Here is a 22,200-nt window from a genome sequence, read left to right as displayed (position 1 = left end):
GCACCTTCCGAAAGCGACATCAGGGTGCCCGCCCGGGCGCTCTCCGCAGCGAAGCAAGGAGAAGCGGAGCGTCCGGGTGTGGTGGGTTCCCCTGCAGGAGCGCAGGAAAGGAGCGGCGCGAGGTGTCCTAAAGCTCCCGCACAGTGGGCTAGCCAGGGATTTATGTTAAAGCTGAGGTTCAAGGTATGCTTTTCCTCGGCGTCCGGGCGCAGGCCTGCAGGCTCCCGCATCCGCGCCACAAACACATCACCCCACCCGAATAAAGGGCATACCATGTCTACATCTCTGACCCGCCGCAAGCTCGTCGCCGGTGCAGCCTGGGCGGCACCCGTCGTCGCCGCCTCCGCAACCATCCCCTCCTACGCGGCATCCGTCGCCGCAACCAACGACTGCACCCTCGCCGCACACCCGGCGTACAACATCTCCGGCACCGAAGAAGGCACCAAGACCGTGCAGACCTTCGCAGTGCCCGACAATGTCCACAAGCTCCACTTTGAACTGGTCGGCGGCGCGGGCGGCACCAACAATCGTATGACCCCCGCCGGCTCCGGCGCGAAGGTCAGCGGCATCGTCCCCGTCACCCCCGGCTCCACCGTGCAGATTATCGCCGCGGCAGGCGGTATCGGTGACGGCTCCCTCACCCCCACCGCAGGTGGTGAAGGATACGGCAACGGCGGCTCCGTACCCGCCTACACCATCCCCGCCACCATCACCGCGCAGGTCGACGCCAAGTATGCGGACCCGGCAAACTCCAAGAGCCAGGTGTACGCTGCATCCGGCGGCGGCTCCTCCGCGCTGCTCATCGACGGCGTCGTCGTAGCTGTAGCAGGCGGCGGTGGCGGCGCGGGCATGACCACCTCCGCCGTGTCCTACGCAGACCCCTGGTACTCCAACCTCGACGGCCAGATCGATGCCGGCGTGGCGGCCCTCGGCTCGGATGCATCCCCGCAATTCGATGCGGCGGGTAGCGCCTCCGCGGCGGCAGGCTCCAACGGTACCCCCGGCTACGAAGTCTACAACGCTGAACGCTCCAAGGTCCTGACTTATAACTCCGGTTTCGGTGGCGCAGCGGGCGTTGGCGGTGCCGGTGGCGCGGCGGGCACCCTGCCGGCAAGCGGCCCCATCATCGGCTTTGAAACCACCAACAACCAGGTACTGTTCAGCCAGTTTGTTGCCGGTAATGCGGGCACGAGCGGCTTCGCGGGCAACGGCGGCGACGGCGCGGCCGCGTACTCCTACCAGCTGGATGAGAACCCCGCCAGCGTACACGAGAAGGGCACCTACGAGGACCGTAGCTGGGACCTGGACATCTACAATGACGAGGGCGCGTACGCGCAGAACTTCAACGGCTATCAGTCCGTGGTCTCCGGCGGTGGCGGTGCAGGCTACGGTGGTGGCGGTTCCGGTGCGGCACAGTCTGTCTCCTCGATTGTGCTGACTCAGAAGTGGCTGAACAGCCCGACTGGCGTGCGTCAGGGTATCGGCTACACGATGCAGGGCGGCGCAGGTGGCGCGGGCGGCTCGTACATTGCACCGTCCGTGAGCGAGGGGGCGATTGTTTCGGCTGAGAACGCGCCGCAGTGGATGCGCGAGCGCGGTAACGGTTCGGTGACGGTAACTTTCTGCGAGGCGGCTGTCTAAACGCTTCTCCCGCTGAGAGGCGGTGTTCGTCCTCGCTCCTACAGGGGCACCCGCCCTCGCAGAGCTCGGGCACCCTGATGTCGCTACGGACGACACCGCCTTTCCGTGCTAGGTTCCCGGCTTAGCTTGCGCTGTGAACGGCAAAGAGCCCCCACACGATTACCTCGTGTGGGGGCTCTTTGCTTGTGCTGCAGGTGCAGCCGTGTTTTCCGGAAGCGCCCTCAGGGTGTCACCCCGGACGCTCTCCGCAGCGAAGCAAGGAGAGGACGGAGCGTCCGGGTGACGGGTGCCCCTGCGTAGGCGCGGAGGAAACATGCGGCGCACCTACACCTGAGTAGGAGCGAGGACGAACACCGCCGTCCGCACAACCGGTAGCCTCACAATCTAACGCTTGATGGCGTCTAGCGCCTCACGCTGAGCCTTCGCAATGCGCTTCTCAGACACCGTGTAGGCGGTACCAAGCTCCTGGGCGAAGAAGCTGACGCGTAGCTCCTCAATCATCCAGTTCACGCGGCGGAGCGCATCCGGAACGATGGTGCCGGCCGGCAGCGACTTGACCGCGTTATCGTAGGAGTCTTCCAGGTCCTGCACGGTGAGCATGAGCTGGTTGTCGCGGTGCAGGTTCGGTCCGAGCTTCGTCAGGCGTACCTGGGCGGCCTTGAGGTAGCGGGGGATGTGAACCAGCTGGTCGTAGCCGGTTTTCGCCACGAATCCGGGGTAGACGAGGTTCTCCATCTGTGCCTTCACGTCGGAGACGGCGTGCATGGTCGTCAGCGAGGTGGCCTTCTTGATAGCCTTCTTCAGCGCGGTGGCTTCGGAGAGGATTTCGGCGACGAGCTTGGTCACGTCGAAGACCGTCTCGATGAGTTCGGCGCGCACGTGCTCGTAGAGTTCGCTGTATTCGGCGTGCGTGAAGATGGGCGTGTGCGGCACGAGGTGGTCGAGCGCCGCGACGGTGCAGTCGCGAATGAGCTCGTCGATGGAGCCGTGCGGGTTCTGCGTGAAGACGATTTTCTCCTTGTGGGAGAGGTGTTCGCTCACGTAGCGCACGGGCGAGGGCACCTGCAGCTGGAGCAGGCGGATGATGCCGCGACGCTGCGCGTGCAGCTGCTCTGCTTCGGTGGGGAAGATGCGCAGACCCACGCTAGAGCCTTCGTCCACGAGAGCGGGGTAGCCGTTAACCGCCTGGGTCGCGATGACACGCTGTACCTTGCGGGGGATTTCTCCGTTGGGGAAGAGGTCGGCGGGGAAGGCAGTGAGGCCGGTGACCTCGCGTACTCCGCCGGATGCACCCGCCTCGGCCTGGGTGCCCTTCGCCGGGTTCTTCGCGCCCTTCTTGGCAGAAGCCGCGGGGCCACTCGCGTTGCTCGAGCCGCCTGAATTGCCTGATCCACCCTGCGCGAGCGCCACCATTTTTGCCATGGTGTCGTCGGATGCGCCAAGGGAGTCGGCGAGGGCGCCACGAATCTCCTTGTGTAGCTGCTGCTGTAGGGCGCGCAGGTCCTTGCCTTCGCCCAGGATCTTGTTGCGTGCGTTGCGTACCTGGAATCCCATTTTCAGGTGTTCGGGCACGGCGTCCCAGTTGAAGGCTTCGGGCTCGACGACCACGCCGCGCAGGCGGCGTAGTACGAGTGCCAGGGAGGGGATGAGCTCGTCGGTGGCGGGGGAGTAGTCCTCCTCGAGGGCGGCGCAGGCGGCGCGTGCCACGTCGGGTGCGGGCACGAAGTTGCGGCGAATCGCCTTAGGGAGGGACTTGATGAGCGCGGTGACGAGTTCGTGGCGCAGGCCGGGAATCTGCCAGCGGAACGGTTCGGGGTTCAGCTGGTTGAGGAACAGGATGGGTACCTGGACTGCTACGCCGTCGCGCTTGGCGGCGTCGGTGCGTGCGCCTCCCACGTCGGCGGTGGGGGCGTATTCGTAGCGCAGGTCGAGGGTCAGTTCGCCGCTGTCGGTGCGCTGCACCCACTGGCGGGGGAACTGGGAGTCGTCGTAGTCGGCGGCTTCCTCATTGATGAGCTTTTCGGGGTTGAAGTCCAGGTAGTTGTCGTCTTCAAGACGTGCCTGCTTCCACCACTTGTCGAAGGCGCGCACGTCGGTGACGTGGGCGGGGATGCGTGCGTCGTAGAAGGCGAAGAGTACGGAGTCGTCCACGCGCAGGTCGCGGCGGCGTAGGCGTGCTTCAAGTTCCTCGACTTCGGCGAGGGCGCGCTGGTTGCGCAGGTAGAACTTGTGCTGGGTGTGCCATTGGCCTTCGACGAGGGCGGACTGGATGAACAGTTCGCGGGCCGCGGCGGCGTCTACGCGGGCGTACTGTACGGGGCGGTCGGCGTAGATGGTCAGACCGAAGAGGGTGCCCTTGGCGTAGGCGACTGCCGCGCCGGAGCTGAGGGACCAGTGCGGTTCGGAGTATTGCACGCTGATGAGGTGCTTGCCGATTTCTTCGATCCACTGCGGGTCGATGGAGGCGTTGGTGCGCGCCCACAGGCGGGAGGTTTCGACGAGTTCGGCGGAGAGCACCCAGTCGGGGCTCTTTTTGAACAGGCCGGAGCCGGGGAAGATCGCGAACTTGGTGCCGCGTGCGCCGAGGTATTCGCGGGGGCCGCGGTTGCGTCCCTTGGAGTCCTTTTCACGTTCTTCTTTGACGCCTACGTGCGAGAGCAGGCCGGAGAGCAGGCTCTTGTGGATGTCGATTTCGTGGGCGGAGGCGTTGATGTCCCTGCCGCCGCTGGCGTGAATGTTGGCGGTGCGTCCCATTTCGCGCAGCTGGGCGAAGAGGTCCTGCCATTCGCGGATGCGCAGGTAGTTGATGTATTCGCGGTGGCACATTTTGCGTAGCTGCGAGGAGGACAGCGCCGCCTGCTGCTCGTTGATGTAGTCCCAGAGCAGCAGGAAGGAGGAGAAGTCGGAGGTGTCGTCAACGAAGCGGGCGTGCATCGCGTCGGCTTCTGCGCGCACGTCGGCGGGGCGTTCGCGCGGGTCCTGGATGGTCAGGGCGGCGGCGAGCACCATCATTTCCTTGGCGCAGTTACGGCGGCCGCCTTCAATGATCATGCGGGCCAGGCGCGGGTCCACGGGGAATGCCGCCATGGCTCGGCCGATGGCGGTGAGGGTTGCGCTATTGCCGCGGCCCTTGCGGGGCTGGCGGGGGCGTTCGGTGAGCGCGCCGAGTTCGCGCAGCAGGTTCACGCCGTCGTTGATGGCGCGGGATGCGGGCGGCTGCACGAACGGGAAGCGGGAGATGTCGCCGGGTTCGCGGACCACGCCGATTGCGATCATCTGCAGGATGACGGCTGCGAGGTTGGTGCGTAGAATTTCGGGGTCGGTGAACTCGGGGCGCGAGTTGAAGTCTTCTTCGGAGTAGAGGCGGATTGCGATGCCGTCGCTGACGCGGCCGCATCGACCGGAGCGCTGGTTGGCGCTTGCCTGCGAGATGCGTTCGATGGGCAGGCGCTGAACCTTGGTGCGTGCCGAGTAGCGGGAGATGCGTGCGGTGCCGGTGTCGATGACGTACTTGATGCCGGGCACGGTCAGCGAGGTTTCGGCAACGTTCGTGGCGAGCACGATACGCGGGCGCGATCCGGGGGAGAACACGCGGTGCTGTTCGGCGAGCGAGAGGCGCGCGTACAGGGGCAGCACTTCGTAGTTCAGACGCGGCGACTTGAGAACCATTGCCTCGATGGCGTCCTTGGCGTCGCGAATTTCGCGTTCGCCGGAGAAGAAGATGAGGATGTCGCCGGGCGCTTCCTTGGAGAGTTCCTTGATGGCGTCGAGGATGCCGTCGGTGGGGTCGTGGTCGTCTTCGATTTCGTCGTCGCTGAGGTAGTCTTCCTCGTCGAGCGGGCGGTAGCGGATTTCCACGGGGTAGGTTCGGCCGGACACCTCAATGATGGGCGGCGCGTCGTCGGGCAGGATTGCTTCGGCGATTTCGCGTTCTTCGGCGCTGAGGTTTTCGTCGACGATGCCCTTACCCGGCACGTAGCTGGGGGAGAAGTGGCGTGCGAAACGCTCCGGGTCGATGGTCGCGGAGGTGATGATGACCTTCAGATCCGGGCGCTGCGGTAGGATGCGCTTAAGGTAACCGAGGATAAAGTCAATGTTCAGGCTGCGTTCGTGCGCTTCGTCAATGATGAGGGTGGAGTAGCGGCGCAGCAGCTTGTCGTTCTGGATTTCGGCGAGCAGAATGCCGTCGGTCATAAGCTTGATAGCGCTGTGTTCGCCCACTTCGGAGGTGAATCGCACCTGGTAGCCGACGGTTTCACCGATTTTCTGTCCGAGTTCTTCGGCGATGCGTTCGGCGACGGAGCGTGCGGCGAGGCGGCGCGGCTGGGTGTGGCCGATGAGGCCCTTCTCTCCCAGGCCCAGGTCGAGGCACATTTTAGGAATCTGGGTGGTCTTACCGGAGCCGGTTTCACCCGCGATGATGACGACCTGGTTGTCACGAATCGCGTTCATGATGTCTTCGCGGCGTTCGCTGACGGGCAGCTCTTCGGGGTAGGTGATGACCTCGGGGATGAGCGGCTCGTAGCGGCGCGGTGCCGGGCGGTTCTGCTGCTCGCCCTGGCGGTTACCGTTGGTGCCGCCCTGCTGGTTACCCTGCTTGCGGGCGCGGTTGTTGGCGCCTCCGCGTCGGTTGGAGCGGGAGGCGTTGGAGTTGCGTTCGGTGGTGCCGCGGGAGGAGTTCTTGCGGTCTGCGTTATTCTTCTGCGCACCCTTTTTCGGGGCGTCGTTTTTTACCGCGTAGTTCTCAGTAGTTTTATCTGCGGTTTTTTCGCCGGCTTTTTCAGAGGATCGTACCTTTGCCGCATGGATTGCGGCGGCCATGCTCGCCATGGTGGGGGCGGTGCGGGGGGCCTTAGAAGTATCTGCGTGTTTCTTCGTGGATTTCTGCTCAGACATATCCTATCCAGTGTACTCGCCTTGCCCGCGGTGGGCTTGGGGTGTGCTTTGTTTGTCATATTTGGGTTTGTTCGCGGTAACCCAGGGGTGGGCGGTGGTGGAATACTGACACCAGGAGAGCATTTAATGTACAATAAATGACATCAAATGCTATTAAGAGAGTTAATAATTATTCATCTGAATTTTATGCACCGTAGATGCGAATTAACTGCGCTTCTTAACTTTCTTTCGATAGTTTCGTTCAACTGCTACAGTGGTGAATAACACAGTAACGAAGGAGTGACTATGCCATCACCAAAGACGTACCCGGCAACACGTGTTGCAGTGTTGGATTGCTACGAAGACGGACAGCACGAAGAAATTCACCACCGCTGCGAAGAGCTCTTCCAAGCCCTCGTTCACGCGAGTCTGCGCACCCACTTCGACCGCCTCAGTGCCGAAGAAACCCTCTACCTGGTCACCGGCGACGGCGAGCGCGTACAAATTTCCCCCGAAATGTACGGGCCCCTCACCTCCGTAGCGCGCGCATTCGCCGACCGTAAGGACGTCTGCGTGGTACGCCAGGACCGCCTCATGACCACGCAGGAGGCGGCAGACTACCTGGGCGTATCCCGCCCGACCGTTGTTCGCCTGCTGGAGCGCGGAGATATTCCGTTCGAGCGCATTAACACGCACCGTCGCGTTGCTTTTGATGACCTCGAACGTTACCGCCTTGAGCACGAATACGTGAACCGCTGCGTTCGCTAAACCCGCATCTGGTCGATTACTTTCTGATCAATCACCCAGACCGGACAGTACGGTTCAGATAGCGCAGTTGAGCTATACAATGCGGTTGAAGAACTGCAGCATCTGCTGAACAATGTCGGGGCTAAAACAGCGCGAATCCCCGTGTTCGGCATCCGGAACCAGCACCAAATCGGTAGGTACCTGCCGCGTGCGCAGCGCCTGATACACCCGCACCGATTGCTGGTACGGCACACACGAATCACTAATACCGTGCACGAGCATGAGGGGAGTGGCACCGCCGCTCGCACCCTGTGCAGAGGCACTTTCGATCTTATTCACTCGTTTCTGGGGGCGTACCGCATCAATAGGATGCGCACGCTCCCAGTTCTTTTGGGCGCGCTCGATGCAGACACCGGGAACCGCCCGCTCACCCTTGGACGCGTCGATAGTAGACACATCTGCGGGTACGGGGTAGGTGCTTCCCAGCAGTCGCCATTCGGCGCCATCATCCTCGGGATGATCGAGGGCGTAGCCAGCCAGAGGGCGATCGGTGAAGATGGTCCTCAAATCGCTGACCCCGTAAAACGAAGCCGCCGCCGCCACCTGCGAACTATGGGACGGGTAGGCGCTTGCCGCCCTGCCTTCAAAGTATTCGTCGTGCTCGGGTGTGCTCGCAGAATCCCCAAATGCAGAGTCACCGGCGGCGGAATCTCCCGTATGCGCAACCATCATGCTCAGGTGCCCGCCGGCGCTTCCGCCCGCTACCGCAATGCGCTGCGGGTCAATACCGAACTCGTGCGCGTTGGCGCGGAAGAAACGCACCGCCTCCTTCACATCGTGCAGGGCACCCGGGAAGAGCGCCTGATGCGAATACCGGTAGTTGATGGACGCGACCGCCCAGCCTGCCTGCTGAAAAGCGGCGCGCATGAGCGCCTGGGTATTAGGCTGCTCCCCGCCAGGGGTGCGCAGGATAGTGTCGCGTAGGGCCTGGTTGGTGCCGAAGCGCCAGGCGCCACCGTGAACCCACACCAGCAACGGCGCGGGGGAAGAAGGCTCGGTAGCTGAAGTTTCGGCAGTTGAAGAATCAGCAGCCGCGGGGAAGAAATCGTAGGCGAACGCCTCGCGAGTTACCGGCGACTGCGCACCGTAGTCGGGTAACGAGTGGGCATCGTAAAAGCCCGCCTCGCGGTAAAAACCGGAGCGGTACCCGGTACTCTCAACGACGGGTGCACTCTCAGCGTTCGACATGCTCTCAGAAGTCTGCATGAATCAGCGCCGCGTTAGGGAACCAGTACAATCTTGCCGCGGGTGCGACCCGTCGCAACCAGGGCATGAGCCTGCGCAGCCTGCGAAAAATCAAGCACCTGATCCACGTGCACCTTCAACAGGCCCAAGGACATGAGGCGGGCAATCTCCTGCATCTGCGTGCGGTCCGGGTGAACCGTCAGCCACTGCGCCTCGAAGCCGCGCTCACGCGCAACATCCAGCGGGTCGGGGCTGGTCAGGGTAACAATACGACCGCCGGGAACCAACACCTCCAGCGAATCGAGGAAGGTCTGCTGACCGGTGGAATTGAGCACCACATCCATGGTCTGACCCAGCGCGGCACGGAAATCCTCGGTGCGGTAATCAATGGGCTGGGCACCCAACGAGCGCACAAACTCGTGGTTCGCCGCGGAGGCGGTCGCAAAAACCTGAGCGCCAGCCTGAGCCGCCAACTGAACGGCGAGATGACCGACACCTCCGGCACCGGCGTGAATGAGCACGCGCTCACCTTCCTTCAATCGCGCCACTTCGAAGAGCGCCTGGTATGCGGTCAGCGCCGCCAGGGGAGCGCCGCCCAACTGCGCGCAGGGAACATCGGCGGGCACCTTCACCAGCTGATGTGCCGGGGCAAGCACATACTCGGCGTACGCGCCTGCGGGGGCGGGGAAAGACACCAGACCGAAAACGCCGTCGCCCACCTTGAAACCCGTGTAGTCACCAGCGGTGGCAACCACGGTGCCGGCAACATCCCAACCGGGAACGAACGGCTTGTACGACGGGTCGGCAAGCTGAGCTGCGGGGCCCAGACCCTTGCGGGTGGTCAGGTCAATCGGGTTCACACCGGCGGCAACCGTCTTGACGAGCACGTGACCGCGCACCGGGGCGGGGATGGGCACGTTTGCTTCGTGCAGAACGCTTTCGTCGCCCCATTCGGTGAGCTGAATCTGGCGCATGGTGGTCACGGGTTTACCTCCGCTGTTGTGGCTTAAAGTTCGGGTTGAGTTGAACAGTGTGCGCGTTTCCCTATTCTCTCAGGGTTGTTAGCGCTGCCACAACAGGCAGGAGGGTAGTGTCCACCCTCTGAAGTTGAAGAGGGAGCTGCCCAGCATGGCCGCTAAATAAAAAGGAGCCGATACCCGAACAATACGCCTCGGATATCGGCTCCCGTGTTCCCTCTCGAATAAGAACATCGTGCCCCTGAAAGGATTCGAACCTTCGACCCCCAGTACCGGAAACTGGTGCTCTAATCCGCTGAGCTACAGAGGCAACCCCACCATGGTATCAGATATGCGCTAGATAATACGGTCAGGCACCCGCCAAGGCTTGCTAGAATAGTTTGTTATGACTCCTGAAGAACTCTCTGAAGCCATTGCGCTTGCCCTTGAAGAAACCATTTCCTCCGGCCAGCTGACCCTCGTGGAGGGCGCTGAACTGCCCGCCGTCCGAGTAGAGCGCCCCAAGTCCCGCGAACACGGCGACTGGGCAACTAACGTCGCTCTGCAGCTCGCCAAGAAGGTGGGCAAGAACCCGCGTGAGGTAGCAGCTCTTCTGGCAGAGAAGATTGGCGCCATCGCCGGTGTTGCATCCGTAGATATTGCTGGCCCCGGCTTCCTGAACATCACCCTGGACGCCGCAGCTGCTGGTGAGCTTGCCGCCACCATCGTTGAGGCTGGTGAAGCATACGGCCGCAGCGACAAGTTCGCTGGTAAGACCATTAACCTTGAGTTCGTTTCCGCGAACCCCACCGGCCCCATCCACCTGGGTGGCACCCGCTGGGCTGCCGTCGGTGATGCGCTCGCCCGCGTCCTTGAGGCTGAGGGCGCTAACGTCGTGCGTGAATACTACTTCAACGACCACGGTACCCAGATTGACCGTTTCGTGCGCTCCCTGATTGCCGCTGCTCGCGGTGAGGAGACCCCCGAGGACGGCTACGCTGGCGCGTACATTGTTGACATTAAGGACCAGATTCTGGCTCAGCGCCCCGACGCGCTTGAGGCTGAGAACCCCGAAGAGATTTTCCGCGAAATCGGTACTCACCTGATGTTCGATCAGATCAAGGAGTCCCTGGCGGCATTCGGTACTCACTTCGACGTGTTCTTCCACGAGAACTCCGTGTTCGAAGGCGGCAAGGTGGACGCCCTGCTCGACGCTATGCGCGAGAACGGTCAGCTCTTCGAGGCTGACGGCGCATGGTGGATGCGCACCACCGACTACGGCGACGACAAGGACCGCGTGGTCATTAAGTCTGACGGTAACCACGCCTACGTGGCGGGTGATATCGCCTACTACCAGGACAAGATGACCCGTGCAGTAAACCCCGCTGACGTGGCGATTTATATGCTCGGCGCTGACCACAGCGGCTACGTGGGCCGTCTGAAGGCTATCGCCCAGATTCTTGGTTACCGCGCCGACCAGATTGAGGTCATGATCGGTCAGCTGGTGAACCTGGTCAAGGACGGCAAGCCCGTCCGCATGTCCAAGCGTGCCGGCACCGTGGTCACCCTCGAGGACCTGGTCGAGGCTGTTGGCGTTGACGCGGCACGCTACGAGCTGACCCGCTACTCGGTGGACACCCCCATCGACATTGACCTGGGCCTGCTGACCTCCAAGAGCAACGAGAACCCGGTCTACTACGTGCAGTACGCTCACGCACGCACCGCCGCTGTGGCACGCAACGCCGCGGAGGCTGGCGTGAAGGTCGAGGACGGCGTGGACACCTCCCTGCTCGACTCGGCTGCTGACGGCGAGCTGCTGGCTGTACTCGGTCAGTTCCCGGCTGCCGTGCGTGACGCCGCGAAGTTCTACGAGCCGCACCGCGTGAACCGCTACCTGGAGCAGCTCGCTTCGGCATACCACAGCTGGTACGGCGTTTCCCGCGTCGCCCCCAAGGCGGATGAAGAGGTCACCGACCTGCACCGTACCCGCCTGCTGCTGAACAACGCGGCACAGCAGGTGCTGGCTAACGGCCTGAACCTGCTGGGTGTGAGCGCACCCGAGCGCATGTAATACTCTCGTTTCAACCCCCGACCCGGTGCTACTGGGGCGGGGGTTGAACGTATGCCGGCAAGATAGCTAAGAAAGAGACACGATGAGCGAAGCCCGCGCCCTCTACGCCCCCGAATGGCTCACCTACCCCGAGCACCCCGAGACCCTGTCCCGCACCATCTGGACTGACTCCTTCACCCGCAATGAGCAGGGCGAGCTCTGCATTGATGGCGTGACCGTCAGCGACCTGGTTGATGAGCACGAAACCCCGCAGTACGTCTTCTCCGAGACGACCTTCCGTACCCGCGCCCGCGCCTACCGCACCGCTTTTGAGCAGGCTTTCGCCGCGCACGGTGCGAAGGTAAGCGTCTACTACGCCGGTAAGTCGTTCCTGTCCACTGCCGTGGCGCGCTGGGCGACCGAGGAGGGCCTGTGCCTGGATACCGCCTCCGGTGGTGAGTTGGCGTTGGCTCTGCGCGCACAGGTGCCCGGTGCGAACATCGCCCTGCACGGTAACAACAAGTCGGAGGCTGAGATTGCCCGCGCGATCCGTAACGGCCTGGGCCGCGTGGTGGCTGACTCGGTGGACGAGCTCAAGCTCATTGAGCGCGTGTACGCCGAGCTTGCCGCCGAGCGTGTGGCTGAGGGCGAGGAACCCTACGCTCCGGTTCCGGTGCTGATTCGCATCACCCCCGGCGTGCATGCCTCGACCCACGAGTCCATTGCGACCGCACACGAGGATCAGAAGTTCGGCATGTCCCTACAGCCCGGCACCGCCGCGCTCGCCGGTTTGGACGAGGAGGAGCTGGAACACTGGGGTGTTGAGGCTACCGATTCTTACGCGGCTCTGGCTGCCGCGATTCTGAATGCGACCGATTCCCTGGATTTCCGCGGTATTCACTGCCATATTGGTTCGCAGATTTTTGAGGCGGAGGGCTTCGAGCAGGCGGCTACTACCGCCCTGGAGTTCATGAACCGTCTCAACCGTGACCTGGGCGTGACCCTGCCGGAGCTGGACCTGGGTGGTGGCTACGGCATCGGCTACACCGAGGCGGATCACCCCCGCTCCATTACCGAGGTGACCGAGTCGATTGCCGCTTCCGTCGCGGCGACCTGTGAGCGCCTGGGCATGGCGATTCCGCACATGTCGTTCGAGCCGGGCCGTTCCATTTCCGGTCCTTCGGGTGCGACCCTGTACACGGTGGGCACCATTAAGAACGTGAGCATTGAGGATGAGAACGGCGAGATCCGTGTGCGCCGCTACGTTTCGGTGGACGGCGGTATGAGCGATAACGCCCGCCCGGTGCTGTACGAATCGGATTATTCGGTGACCCTGGCGAATCGTGCTCCGGCGGGGGAGCAGGTGCTCTCTCGCGTGGTGGGTAAGCACTGCGAGTCTGGCGATGTGGTGGTGCGCTACTGCTACCTGCCCGCTGACCTGCAGGCTGGCGATATTCTGGCGGTTCCGGCGACCGGCGCGTACTGCTATGTGCTGGGTTCGAACTATAACTTCTTGACTCGCCCGCCGGTGATTGCCACTGCTGAGGGTAAGCCTTCTCGCATGATGATTCGCCGTCAGCGTGAGGAGGATATGTTGGCGCTGGATATGGGGTCGGAAATCTAAGAACCCTGTCTGACATCATGAAAAGCCGTGAAGTTCCCGTTTCTGGCAATGGACGCCGTGAGGTGGCGGTTGCGGGCGGGGTCTTCACGGTTTTGAGTGCTCAAAACTCTGCAGACACTAAGGTTCACCTCATCACTGTGAGGGATACCTCGTCTCAGAGAGTAAAAGTCGCAGCTTGAGGCTGCTGAGCCGTCCCCGGCTCTTGATAAAGTGGTTGTTGAGTGCGTGCTCTGCGCCGCATCCACGCCGTAGCCCGAAGAGATACCGGGGCGAACCCGGAACAGACCGTAGAAAGAGACTATCGTGGCTGAAAAGATCAAAGTAGCACTGCTTGGTGCCGGTAATGTCGGTTCCCAGGCTGCTCGCATCCTGGTAGAGGATAACGCCGTCCTTGAAAAGCGCATTGGCGCCCCCGTGGAGTTGATCGGTATTGCTGTGCGCGATACTAATGCATCCCGCCACTGGAATGCGGACCCCTCGCTGTACACCACCGACGCTGAATCCCTGATTGATGCGGCGGATGTGGTCATCGAGCTGACTGGTGGCATTGAGCCGGCTCGCACTCGTATTCTGCGTGCTCTGGAGGCTGGTAAGTCGGTGGTCTCCGGTAACAAGGCGCTACTGGCTAAGCACGGCGTGGAGCTGCAGGCGGCCGCTGATAAGTCCGGTGCTCAGCTTTCCTATGAGGCTGCTGTTGCGGGCGCTATCCCGATTCTGCGCCCCCTGCGCGACTCTCTGGCTGGTGACCGTGTGACCCGCGTTCTGGGCATTATGAACGGCACCACCAACTACATTCTTGACCAGATGGACACCACCGGCGCATCCTTCGCGGATGCACTGGCTGAGGCTCAGAAGCTCGGCTACGCGGAGGCTGACCCGACCGCTGACGTTGAGGGCCACGACGCCGCATCGAAGGCTGCGATTGTTGCTTCGCTGGCGTTCCACTCGACTTTCACTATTGATGATGTGCACACCGAGGGCATTACTTCCATCACCGCTGATGATGTTGCTGCCGCGGATGCTGATGGTTACGTCATCAAGCTGCTGGCTATTTGCGAGCGCGAGGGTGAGAACGGCGCGAACATTCGCGTGAACCCGACTCTGATTCCTCGTCAGCACCCGCTGGCTGGTGTGCACGGTGCGTTCAACGCTGTGTTCGTTGAGGCGGAGAACGCCGGCGAGCTGATGTTCTACGGCCCCGGTGCAGGTGGCGCTCCGACTGCTTCGGCTGTTCTGGGTGACTTCGTGTCCCTGGCTCGTCGTCTGGTGTTGGGCGGTCCCGGTGTTCCGGAGACTTCTCACGCTCAGTTGCACGCAACTAGCCTGGATAACGTGGTGTCTCGCTACTCGGTGGGTGTTCTGGTAGAGGATCGCCTGGGTGTTCTGGCGAACATTACCCGCATCCTGACTGAGCACGGCATTTCTGTTGATTCTCTGCGCCAGTCCGCCCCGAAGGAGGGTGTGGCTCAGATTCGTATGGTCACCCACTCTGCGAAGGACGCTGATTTGCGCCGTGCGATTGCTGTGATTGACGCTCTGGACACTGTGCGTGAGGTGAACTCGGTCATCCGCGTGGAGTCTGAGAAGCACTAGGCGCTTAGCGCTAACTGATGTGCGGCACGCGCCGCTCACTAAACGTGCGATGCTCGCGTGTAGAAGCATCGCTCACGAACGAACCCGCGTACCCGCTACCGCGCCGAACCTACGGAAGGTTCGGCGGGCGGGGCGCCAAGATTGAAGGAGAAGCCAATGGCACACGTGTGGCAGGGCGTTATCAATGAGTACCGTGACCGTCTGCCCTTCGCAGACGATGTGAAGGCTGTGACCCTGGGCGAGGGCGGTACCCCGCTGATTCACGCGCCGGCACTGTCTGCTGAGACCGGTAACACCGTTTACCTGAAGTTTGAGGGTATGAACCCGACCGGTTCGTTCAAGGACCGCGGCATGACCAGTGCGATGACCGCCGCTAAGCGTGACGGTGCGAAGGCTGTTGTGTGTGCTTCGACCGGTAACACTTCCGCTTCGGCTGCTGCGTACGCTCTGCAGGCTGGTATGCGCTGTGCAGTGCTGGTTCCGGACGGCAAGATTTCCATGGGTAAGCTGTCTCAGGCTATTGCTCACGGTGCTGACATCATTCAGATTGACGGCAACTTCGATAACTGCCTGGAGATTGCTCGCAAGCTCAGCGAGAACTACCCGGTGTTCCTGGTGAACTCGGTTAACCCTTACCGTATTGAGGGTCAGAAGACCGGTTCGTTTGAGGTTGTTGACACCCTGGGTGACGCTCCCGATTACCACCTGCTGCCGGTTGGCAATGCGGGTAACATCACCGCGTACTGGAAGGGCTACAAGGAGTACTCGGAGCCTTACACCAACCGTGACGGTAAGGTGCTGGAGCCGGTTGCGACCAAGCGTCCGATTATGTGGGGCTTCCAGGCTGCTGGTGCTGCACCGATCGTTGCTGGTCACCCGATTGAGGCTCCTGAGACCATTGCGACCGCAATCCGTATCGGTAACCCCGCGTCGTGGGAGAAGGCTGAAGCTGCTCGTGACGAGTCCGGCGGCGTGATTGAGGCTGTCACCGATGAGGAGATTCTGGAGGCGCACCGCTGGCTGTCTGCCCGCGAGGGTGTCTTCGTGGAGCCGGCTTCGGCTGCTGGCGTTGCGGGTCTGCTGAAGAAGCACCGCGCAGGTGAAGCTCCCGAGGGTAAGACCATCGTGATTACCGTGACCGGTCACGGTCTGAAGGACCCCCAGTGGGCTCTTGAGGCTGTTAACGGTGTGAAGGTTGAGCCGACTAAGGCTCCCTTCGACGTGGTTGCTGTGGCAGATATTCTTGATTTGAACTAGTCTGTTCATACTACGATGTGCACTCCGTCCCGTGTTTGCGGGGCGGGGTGCACCTGCATGACAGCCCCTTTTTGTATCTTTCACCTATTCACTCATTACGTCACCGATCGCGAGGTTCTTCTCATGTCTTCCCTGCATATTTCTGATATTCCGGTGGGCGCGTCCGTTAAGGTTCGCGTTCCCGCTACGAGCGCTAACCTGGGTCCCGGCTATGACAGCATGGGTTTGGGCCTTGGCTTCTATGATGAGCTGGTTGTTGAGCGCATTGAGTCCGGCCTGGAGTTTGAGCTCAGCGGTGAGGGTAGCGCGGATGTTCCTCGCGATGAGAGCCACCTGGTCTTGCAGGCGATGAAGGCCGGTTTTGCGGCGGCTGGTTTGGATGAGCTGCCGCCGGTGAAGCTGATTGCTGATAATAAGATTCCGCATTCTCGCGGTATGGGTTCTTCGGCGTCCGCTATTGTGGCGGGTGTGGCTGCGGCGAGCGGTCTGCTGCCGGAGGAGCACCGTCTGAGCCGTGAGCAGATGCTGCAGGTCGCCTCCGATATGGAGGGCCACCCGGATAACGTAGCTCCGGCGATTTACGGCAACCTGTCGGTGTCTTGGGGCGAGATGGGTAACTGGAAGACCGTGATTATTCCGGTGCATCCTGACGTTCACCCTGTGGTGGCTGTGCCCGATTATGAGGTGTCGACGAAGCTTGCCCGTTCGCTGATTCCTGCGCAGATGCCCCACGTTGAGGCGGCGGCGAACTCGGCTCGTGCGGCGCTGCTGGTGCGCACCCTCTCTGATACTCCCGAGTACCTGATGGATGCGACCGTGGATTACCTGCATCAGGGGTACCGCGTGACCGCGATGGAACCGTCGGCTACGCTGGTTGCGTACCTGCGCGGTCAGGGTTTTGCGGCGGTGATTTCTGGTGCTGGCCCGACCGTTTTGACCTTTGCCCACGGCGATGAGCAGGTGCGACAGGTTCAGGACGCTATTGCCGAGTTTGAGGCGACCCACCCTAGTAGCGTTATTGCGGATCGCCGCCTGAACTGGCGGGTTCTTCCCCTTGAAATTGACACTGAAGGTGTTATAGTTACTCAGTAGGACGTTATTAGTTCGTCCTACGTTGAGGTTCGCCCGTCGTTCAATGTAGACCGTCGATACTATCCTTCGTAACGTACTTCCGTTTCCCCTGATGCCTCAGATGCTTTTTGTGTCTGAGCGGGAACCGGCAAGGTTCGGGGGAGTGCCTTTGGGATTCATGTCTTTCTTTATTTCTGACGCATAAGGAAGACTGTTCTGAGGGTTCGGTTTCGCGGCGGGTGCCCTTTCAAAGTGACCAATCCATCCTCTTCATCTCGCGTAGATGGTTTGTATAGATGATGGTTTGGGCTTACCCACATTTGTGATAGAGCGCCTTATCTTCCGTGTGTGCTCGCTGTGTCTGAATCAGCGGGTACGGTAAGAGACGCGAACCGCCTCCAGCGCGGTTCGAGGGAGTCGAAGGTGCAGACTGCTGTTTTCTTTCGGCAGTGTCTAAACCTTTGACCGCGCTATAGCGCCCGCCCGATCTTTATTCTGAAGATTTTCAGGGCTTATAACCAAAGGAATTGTAGTTGGCAAAGAATATTGTTGTCACCGATGAGTACGGTACGGCAGCTGCCGCACCGGAACTTGCAAACTTGAAGGTCGCGCAGCTGCGTGTCCTCGCCCAGCAGCTTGGCATCCGCGGCTATCTGAAGTTGAAGAAGGCTGAGCTGGTTCAGGCTCTTGAGGAGCATCAGCGTGGTGGCGCCGTAGCCGCTCCTGCTGAGCCCAAGGCTGAGACTCCCGCTGAGTCTGCCCAGACCCCCGCTACTGAGAAGGCTGAGGAGTCTAAGCCTCGCCGTACCCGTCGTACTCGCACCCAGAAGGATGCTGAGGCGAAGGCGGAGAAGGCTGAGAAGACCGAAAACGCTGAGTCTGCTGAGGCTCCCGCCGAGGGCGCTGAGAAGGCTGAAAAGTCTGAGAAGCGTACCCGCTCTTCCCGTTACGAGACTCCCGCTCAGAAGCGTGCGCGCGCTCGCCGTGCCGCTGAGGGTGAGGACGCATCGGCTGAGCAGTCCGAGAAGACTGAGAATAACGAGAAGCCGGAGAAGCGTACCCGCCGCACCCGCACCCGTAAGGACGAGAAGCCCGCTGAGCTTCCTCCGCTGGATGTGCGCGCTGAGCTGGCTGCTGAGCGTATTGGCGAGCGTGCGGAGCAGGTTGACCTGCCCGGTAACTCTGCTGAGCTGAAGGCTACTACCGCTGACGGCACCGCGAGCCTGGACAGCCTGAACGCTGCCCTGGACATGACTTTTGGCACCCCCGACGGTGAGAAGAGCTCGAAGCGTACCCGCACCCGTGAGCGTCGCCGCGACCAGGATGGCGAGCGCACCGAGCGTCGCACTAAGCGTGAGCGTAACGCAGAGCGTGCAGAGCGCAACACTGAGCGTAGCGAACGTGCCGAGCGTAAGGCTGCTGAGCGTGCAGAACGCGCAGAGCGTGCCGAGCGTACTGAGCGCCGTTCTAAGCGTGACCGTCAGGCTGAGCGTGCTGAGAAGCAGGCTCGCCGCCGCGAGGAGAACGAGCCTCGCCTGAGCGAAGACGATGTGCTGGCACCGATTTCGGGTGTTCTGGACATTCTCGACAACTACGCTTTCGTGCGTACCACCGGCTACCTGCCCGGCACCAACGACGTGTACGTCTCCCTGGCTCAGGTGAAGAAGTACAACCTGCGTAAGGGTGACCACGTGCTCGGCGCGATTCGTGTGCCGCGTGAGGGTGAGTCGAACAGCCGCCAGCGTTTCAACGCCCTGGTCCAGGTTGAGGCGATTAACGGTCAGAGTGTTGAGGAAGCAGCGAACCGCCGCGTGTTCTCGAAGCTGACTCCGCTGTACCCCAAGGAGCGTCTGCGCCTGGAGACCACCCCGAAGAAGCTGGGCACCCGCGTGGTGGACCTGGTGTCCCCGATTGGTAAGGGTCAGCGTGGTCTGATTGTGTCCCCGCCGAAGGCGGGTAAGACCCTCATGCTGCAGTCCATTGCGAACGCGATTACTGTGAACAACCCGGACGTGTACCTGATGATGGTCCTGGTGGATGAGCGTCCTGAAGAAGTGACCGATATGCAGCGCACCGTCAAGGGTGAGGTTATTGCCTCGACCTTCGACCGCCCGGCTGAGGATCACACCACTGTGGCTGAGCTGGCTATTGAGCGTGCGAAGCGTATGGTGGAGCTCGGCTACGATGTGGTCGTGCTGCTGGACTCCATGACCCGCCTGGGCCGCGCATACAACCTGGCGGCTCCCGCATCCGGTCGTATCCTGTCCGGTGGTGTGGATTCTGCTGCACTGTACCCGCCGAAGAAGTTCTTCGGTGCTGCCCGCAACATTGAAGAGGGCGGCTCGCTGACCATTCTGGCTACCGCGCTGGTTGAGACCGGTTCGAAGATGGATGAAGTGATCTTCGAAGAGTTCAAGGGCACCGGTAACATGGAGCTGCGCCTGTCCCGTCAGCTGGCGGATAAGCGTATCTTCCCGGCGGTTGATATTAATGCTTCTGGTACTCGCCGCGAGGAGAACCTGCTCTCCCCGGATGAGATCAAGATTATGTGGGGTCTGCGCCGTGCCCTGGCGGGTATGGAACCCGAGCAGGCTCTGGGTGTTCTGACCAACCAGCTGCGTAAGACTGAAAGCAACGTGGAGTTCCTTCTGACGGTTCAGAAGAACGGTCTGCGTCTGGTCGACTAAGGCTCGTATCTCACGCGCCCCACCTCCTCATTGTGGGTGGGGCGCGTGAGCCGTTCGTTTTGTGCATCCCCGTTGTGAGGGGTGTGAGATGTCTAGTGCCTGCCCGTGCGGCGTAAAGTGCGGGAGATGGAAGAGAGAACAGAATGTTTGAATCTATTCAGGTTCTGCTGGATGAGCACGCTGACCTGCAGAATCAGCTGGCTGACCCCGCCGTGCAGGCGAATCAGGGTAAGGCACGCCGTGTGGGCCGCCGTTACGCGGAGCTGACCGGTATTGTGACTGCGTACAACAAGTACACTTCGCTGAAGGATGACCTTGAGGCTGCTCGCGAGATGGCTGATGAGGATCCGGATTTCGCGGCGGAGATTCCCGGTCTGGAGGAGGAGCTGGAGGTTGCTCAGGAGAAGCTGCGCCGCCTGCTGATTCCGCGTGACCCGGATGATGGCCGTAACGTCATTCTTGAGGTGAAGGCTGGTGCCGGTGGTGACGAGGCGGCTCTGTTTGCTGGTGACCTGCTGCGCATGTACATGCGTTACGCCGAGCACAAGGGCTGGAAGACTGAGATTATTTCTTCGACCAGCACTGACGTGGGCGGTTATAAGGATGCCCAGATTGCTATTAAGGGCTCCTCGAATGAGCCGGCTGAGGGCGTGTGGGCGCACCTGAAGTATGAGGGTGGTGTGCACCGTGTGCAGCGTGTTCCGGCGACTGAGTCTCAGGGCCGTATTCACACTTCCGCCGCCGGTGTGTTGGTGTTCCCCGAAGTGGATGAGCCCGAGGAAATCGAGATTAACCAGAACGACCTGAAGATTGACGTGTACCGTTCTTCGGGCCCCGGTGGCCAGTCTGTGAACACCACTGACTCGGCGGTGCGTATTACCCACCTGCCGACCGGTATTGTGGTGGCGATGCAGAATGAGAAGTCTCAGCTGCAGAACCGTGAAGCCGCGATGCGCGTTCTGCGTGCGCGACTGCTGGCTCACCAGCAGGAGCAGATTGACGCTGAGAACGCGGCGCACCGTGCTTCGCAGGTGCGTACCATGGACCGTTCGGAGCGTATCCGTACCTACAATTTCCCAGAGAACCGCATTGCGGATCACCGTACCGGCTACAAGGCGTACAACCTGGATGCTGTACTGAATGGTGACCTGGAGCCTGTGGTTCAGTCCGCTATTGAGATGGATGAGGCGCACCGCCTCGCTCAGGTGGGCCAGGAACAGAAGTAGTTCTGTGCAGACGTAGGTTCTGTATATAGACTCTTGTCGATTCACTGAATCGACGTGAGATGTTGGTGAGGGGCTCGCCGCTACGGCGGTGGAGCCCCTTAGCCATATGCTGTGACAGGTTTTGAGCTGTTGAGAGAGCGTAAGGAGAGCTCATGAAGGTGAATGTGCACGACCCGCGCGGGGAAGAACTCGCGCAGGTACTCACGCGCGCCACCGCGGCACTGGCGCAGGTGCCCAGCCCCCGCGTCGATGCTGAGCTACTCGCCGCGCACCTGCTCTACGACGGCTCACGCTCGCGCCTCCAGCACGCCGCGCTGATGGGGGAACGGCTCACCCCCGACCAGGTCGCAGAGTACGAGGCGCTAGTCGCCCGCCGCGTCTGCCGCGAACCGCTGCAACACATCACCGGCTCCGCTCCCTTCTACCGCCTAGAACTGGCAGTCGGACCGGGCGTGTTCGTACCCCGACCCGAAACCGAACTGCTCGTCGAAGAAGCCCTCAAAGCGCTGAACACACGCACCGATTCGGCAACCGGTGCGCTGCGCATCGTCGACCTGTGCACCGGCTCCGGCGCTATCGCCGCGGCAATCAAGAGCGAACTGCCGAACGCCCAGGTGTTCGCGGTGGAACTCTCCGAAGACGCCATCCCCTACACCCGTAAAAACCTGGAGCCGCTCGGCGTGCACCTGGTACAGGGGGACGCTCTCACCGCCCTGCCCGAACTTGCCGGAACCTTCGACGCAGTACTCTCGAACCCTCCGTACATTCCGCCGGCGAACGTACCCGCCGACCCGGAAGCCGCCCTGCACGACCCGGACATGGCACTGTACGGAGGGGGAGAGGACGGCATGCAGATGCCCTCCGCAATTGCCGCCCGCGCCTTCGAGCTTCTTACCCCCGGCGGCCTGTTCATCATGGAGCACGACGACACCCAGGAAGAAGCCGTCGCCGAACTGCTGGGGCGCATCGGCTTCGAGGGTTGCTACCCGGTGCGTGACCTGAATAATCGTCCGCGTCATAGCGTCGGTTATAAACCGCGCCCATTAGAGCCTTTAGACTAGTAGATGCACCATCTAGCTCGTGCCGGGCTGCGTGAAGGCAACGCGTCCACCTCCTCAACCTGCTCAGAGCCGGTGAGATATGGTGAACCCCCGGAAGAGTGCTTCCACATGGCGCGTTGTGGGTGCCGGTGTCTCGCCGCATCCAGAAAAACATGAGAGAATAAAAC

General features: G+C 61.6%; 13 protein-coding genes and 1 tRNA gene. 10 read left to right on the top strand and 4 right to left on the bottom strand.

Translation table 11 applies throughout. The features are described 5' to 3' along the window. Positions 1 to 273: 273 nt before the first annotated feature. A complete protein-coding gene (locus HMPREF2710_RS07410) occupies positions 274 to 1,641 on the top strand; it encodes a hypothetical protein (protein WP_070600392.1) in 1,368 nt (455 codons plus the stop codon). Between the two features lie 384 nt (positions 1,642 to 2,025). Here HMPREF2710_RS07410 and hrpA read toward each other — a convergent pair whose 3' ends face one another. Then, positions 2,026 to 6,537, bottom strand: a complete 4,512-nt coding sequence (gene hrpA / locus HMPREF2710_RS07405; protein WP_070600390.1) for an ATP-dependent RNA helicase HrpA — start codon at positions 6,535 to 6,537, stop codon at positions 2,026 to 2,028. A gap of 285 nt (positions 6,538 to 6,822) precedes the next feature. Here hrpA and HMPREF2710_RS07400 point away from each other — a divergent pair, with 285 nt between their 5' ends. After that, positions 6,823 to 7,284, top strand: coding sequence for a helix-turn-helix domain-containing protein (locus HMPREF2710_RS07400; RefSeq protein ID WP_070600388.1), 462 nt, complete (start codon positions 6,823 to 6,825; stop codon positions 7,282 to 7,284). 72 nt (positions 7,285 to 7,356) lie between these two features. On the opposite strand, the gene HMPREF2710_RS07395 is transcribed toward HMPREF2710_RS07400, so the two are convergent. The 3 genes from HMPREF2710_RS07395 to HMPREF2710_RS07385 all read right to left on the bottom strand — a co-directional run bounded on the left by HMPREF2710_RS07395 (position 7,357) and on the right by HMPREF2710_RS07385 (position 9,795). Then, positions 7,357 to 8,529 (bottom strand): alpha/beta hydrolase, encoded by a 1,173-nt coding sequence (locus HMPREF2710_RS07395; RefSeq protein WP_070600386.1) that lies wholly within the window; start codon positions 8,527 to 8,529, stop codon positions 7,357 to 7,359. 14 nt (positions 8,530 to 8,543) lie between these two features. Continuing rightward, positions 8,544 to 9,482, bottom strand: coding sequence for an NADP-dependent oxidoreductase (locus HMPREF2710_RS07390; RefSeq protein ID WP_246824554.1), 939 nt, complete (start codon positions 9,480 to 9,482; stop codon positions 8,544 to 8,546). A 239-nt stretch (positions 9,483 to 9,721) separates the two neighbouring features. After that, positions 9,722 to 9,795 (bottom strand) — tRNA-Arg (locus tag HMPREF2710_RS07385). Positions 9,796 to 9,870: 75 nt separating this feature from the next. Between HMPREF2710_RS07385 and argS the strand changes: the two genes are divergently transcribed. The 8 genes from argS (at position 9,871) to prmC (ending at position 22,033) form a co-directional block, all read left to right on the top strand. Next, entirely contained in the window at positions 9,871 to 11,535 is a 1,665-nt protein-coding gene (gene argS, locus HMPREF2710_RS07380) for an arginine--tRNA ligase (RefSeq protein WP_049347504.1), read from the top strand. 82 nt (positions 11,536 to 11,617) lie between these two features. Continuing rightward, the gene (gene lysA, locus HMPREF2710_RS07375; RefSeq protein WP_070600382.1) at positions 11,618 to 13,138 is read left to right on the top strand and encodes a diaminopimelate decarboxylase; all 1,521 of its coding nucleotides are present in this window, start codon (positions 11,618 to 11,620) and stop codon (positions 13,136 to 13,138) included. Positions 13,139 to 13,441: 303 nt separating this feature from the next. After that, on the top strand, positions 13,442 to 14,731 hold the full coding sequence (locus HMPREF2710_RS07370; RefSeq protein WP_070600379.1) for a homoserine dehydrogenase: 1,290 nt from the start codon (positions 13,442 to 13,444) through the stop codon (positions 14,729 to 14,731). 156 nt (positions 14,732 to 14,887) lie between these two features. Then, entirely contained in the window at positions 14,888 to 15,988 is a 1,101-nt protein-coding gene (gene thrC, locus HMPREF2710_RS07365) for a threonine synthase (RefSeq protein ID WP_044150573.1), read from the top strand. A gap of 123 nt (positions 15,989 to 16,111) precedes the next feature. Then, the gene (gene thrB / locus HMPREF2710_RS07360; protein ID WP_049363912.1) at positions 16,112 to 17,080 is read left to right on the top strand and encodes a homoserine kinase; all 969 of its coding nucleotides are present in this window, start codon (positions 16,112 to 16,114) and stop codon (positions 17,078 to 17,080) included. Positions 17,081 to 17,592: 512 nt separating this feature from the next. Further along, positions 17,593 to 19,746: a transcription termination factor Rho gene (gene rho, locus HMPREF2710_RS07355; RefSeq protein ID WP_070593478.1), complete on the top strand. Its 2,154-nt coding sequence runs from the start codon at positions 17,593 to 17,595 to the stop codon at positions 19,744 to 19,746. A gap of 143 nt (positions 19,747 to 19,889) precedes the next feature. After that, positions 19,890 to 20,972, top strand: coding sequence for a peptide chain release factor 1 (gene prfA, locus HMPREF2710_RS07350; protein ID WP_005507792.1), 1,083 nt, complete (start codon positions 19,890 to 19,892; stop codon positions 20,970 to 20,972). Positions 20,973 to 21,124: 152 nt separating this feature from the next. After that, positions 21,125 to 22,033, top strand: coding sequence for a peptide chain release factor N(5)-glutamine methyltransferase (prmC, locus tag HMPREF2710_RS07345; protein ID WP_070600377.1), 909 nt, complete (start codon positions 21,125 to 21,127; stop codon positions 22,031 to 22,033). The last annotated feature ends 167 nt before the right edge of the window (positions 22,034 to 22,200 follow it).

The organism is Rothia sp. HMSC069D01 (genome assembly GCF_001810135.1).
Classification (GTDB): domain Bacteria; phylum Actinomycetota; class Actinomycetes; order Actinomycetales; family Micrococcaceae; genus Rothia.
Note: the sequence above shows the minus strand (reverse complement) of the source record. Positions and strands in the feature narration are given on the sequence as shown.

Excerpts from the sequence above, each read along its gene's own strand:
- HMPREF2710_RS07410 (WP_070600392.1), top strand. The coding sequence starts at position 274 with ATGTCTACATCTCTGACCCGCCGCAAGCTCGTCGCCGGTGCAGCCTGG.
- hrpA (WP_070600390.1), bottom strand. The coding sequence starts at position 6,537 with ATGTCTGAGCAGAAATCCACGAAGAAACACGCAGATACTTCTAAGGCC.
- HMPREF2710_RS07400 (WP_070600388.1), top strand. The coding sequence starts at position 6,823 with ATGCCATCACCAAAGACGTACCCGGCAACACGTGTTGCAGTGTTGGAT.
- HMPREF2710_RS07395 (WP_070600386.1), bottom strand. The coding sequence starts at position 8,529 with ATGCAGACTTCTGAGAGCATGTCGAACGCTGAGAGTGCACCCGTCGTT.
- HMPREF2710_RS07390 (WP_246824554.1), bottom strand. The coding sequence starts at position 9,482 with ATGCGCCAGATTCAGCTCACCGAATGGGGCGACGAAAGCGTTCTGCAC.
- argS (WP_049347504.1), top strand. The coding sequence starts at position 9,871 with ATGACTCCTGAAGAACTCTCTGAAGCCATTGCGCTTGCCCTTGAAGAA.
- lysA (WP_070600382.1), top strand. The coding sequence starts at position 11,618 with ATGAGCGAAGCCCGCGCCCTCTACGCCCCCGAATGGCTCACCTACCCC.
- thrC (WP_044150573.1), top strand. The coding sequence starts at position 14,888 with ATGGCACACGTGTGGCAGGGCGTTATCAATGAGTACCGTGACCGTCTG.
- thrB (WP_049363912.1), top strand. The coding sequence starts at position 16,112 with ATGTCTTCCCTGCATATTTCTGATATTCCGGTGGGCGCGTCCGTTAAG.
- prfA (WP_005507792.1), top strand. The coding sequence starts at position 19,890 with ATGTTTGAATCTATTCAGGTTCTGCTGGATGAGCACGCTGACCTGCAG.
- prmC (WP_070600377.1), top strand. The coding sequence starts at position 21,125 with ATGAAGGTGAATGTGCACGACCCGCGCGGGGAAGAACTCGCGCAGGTA.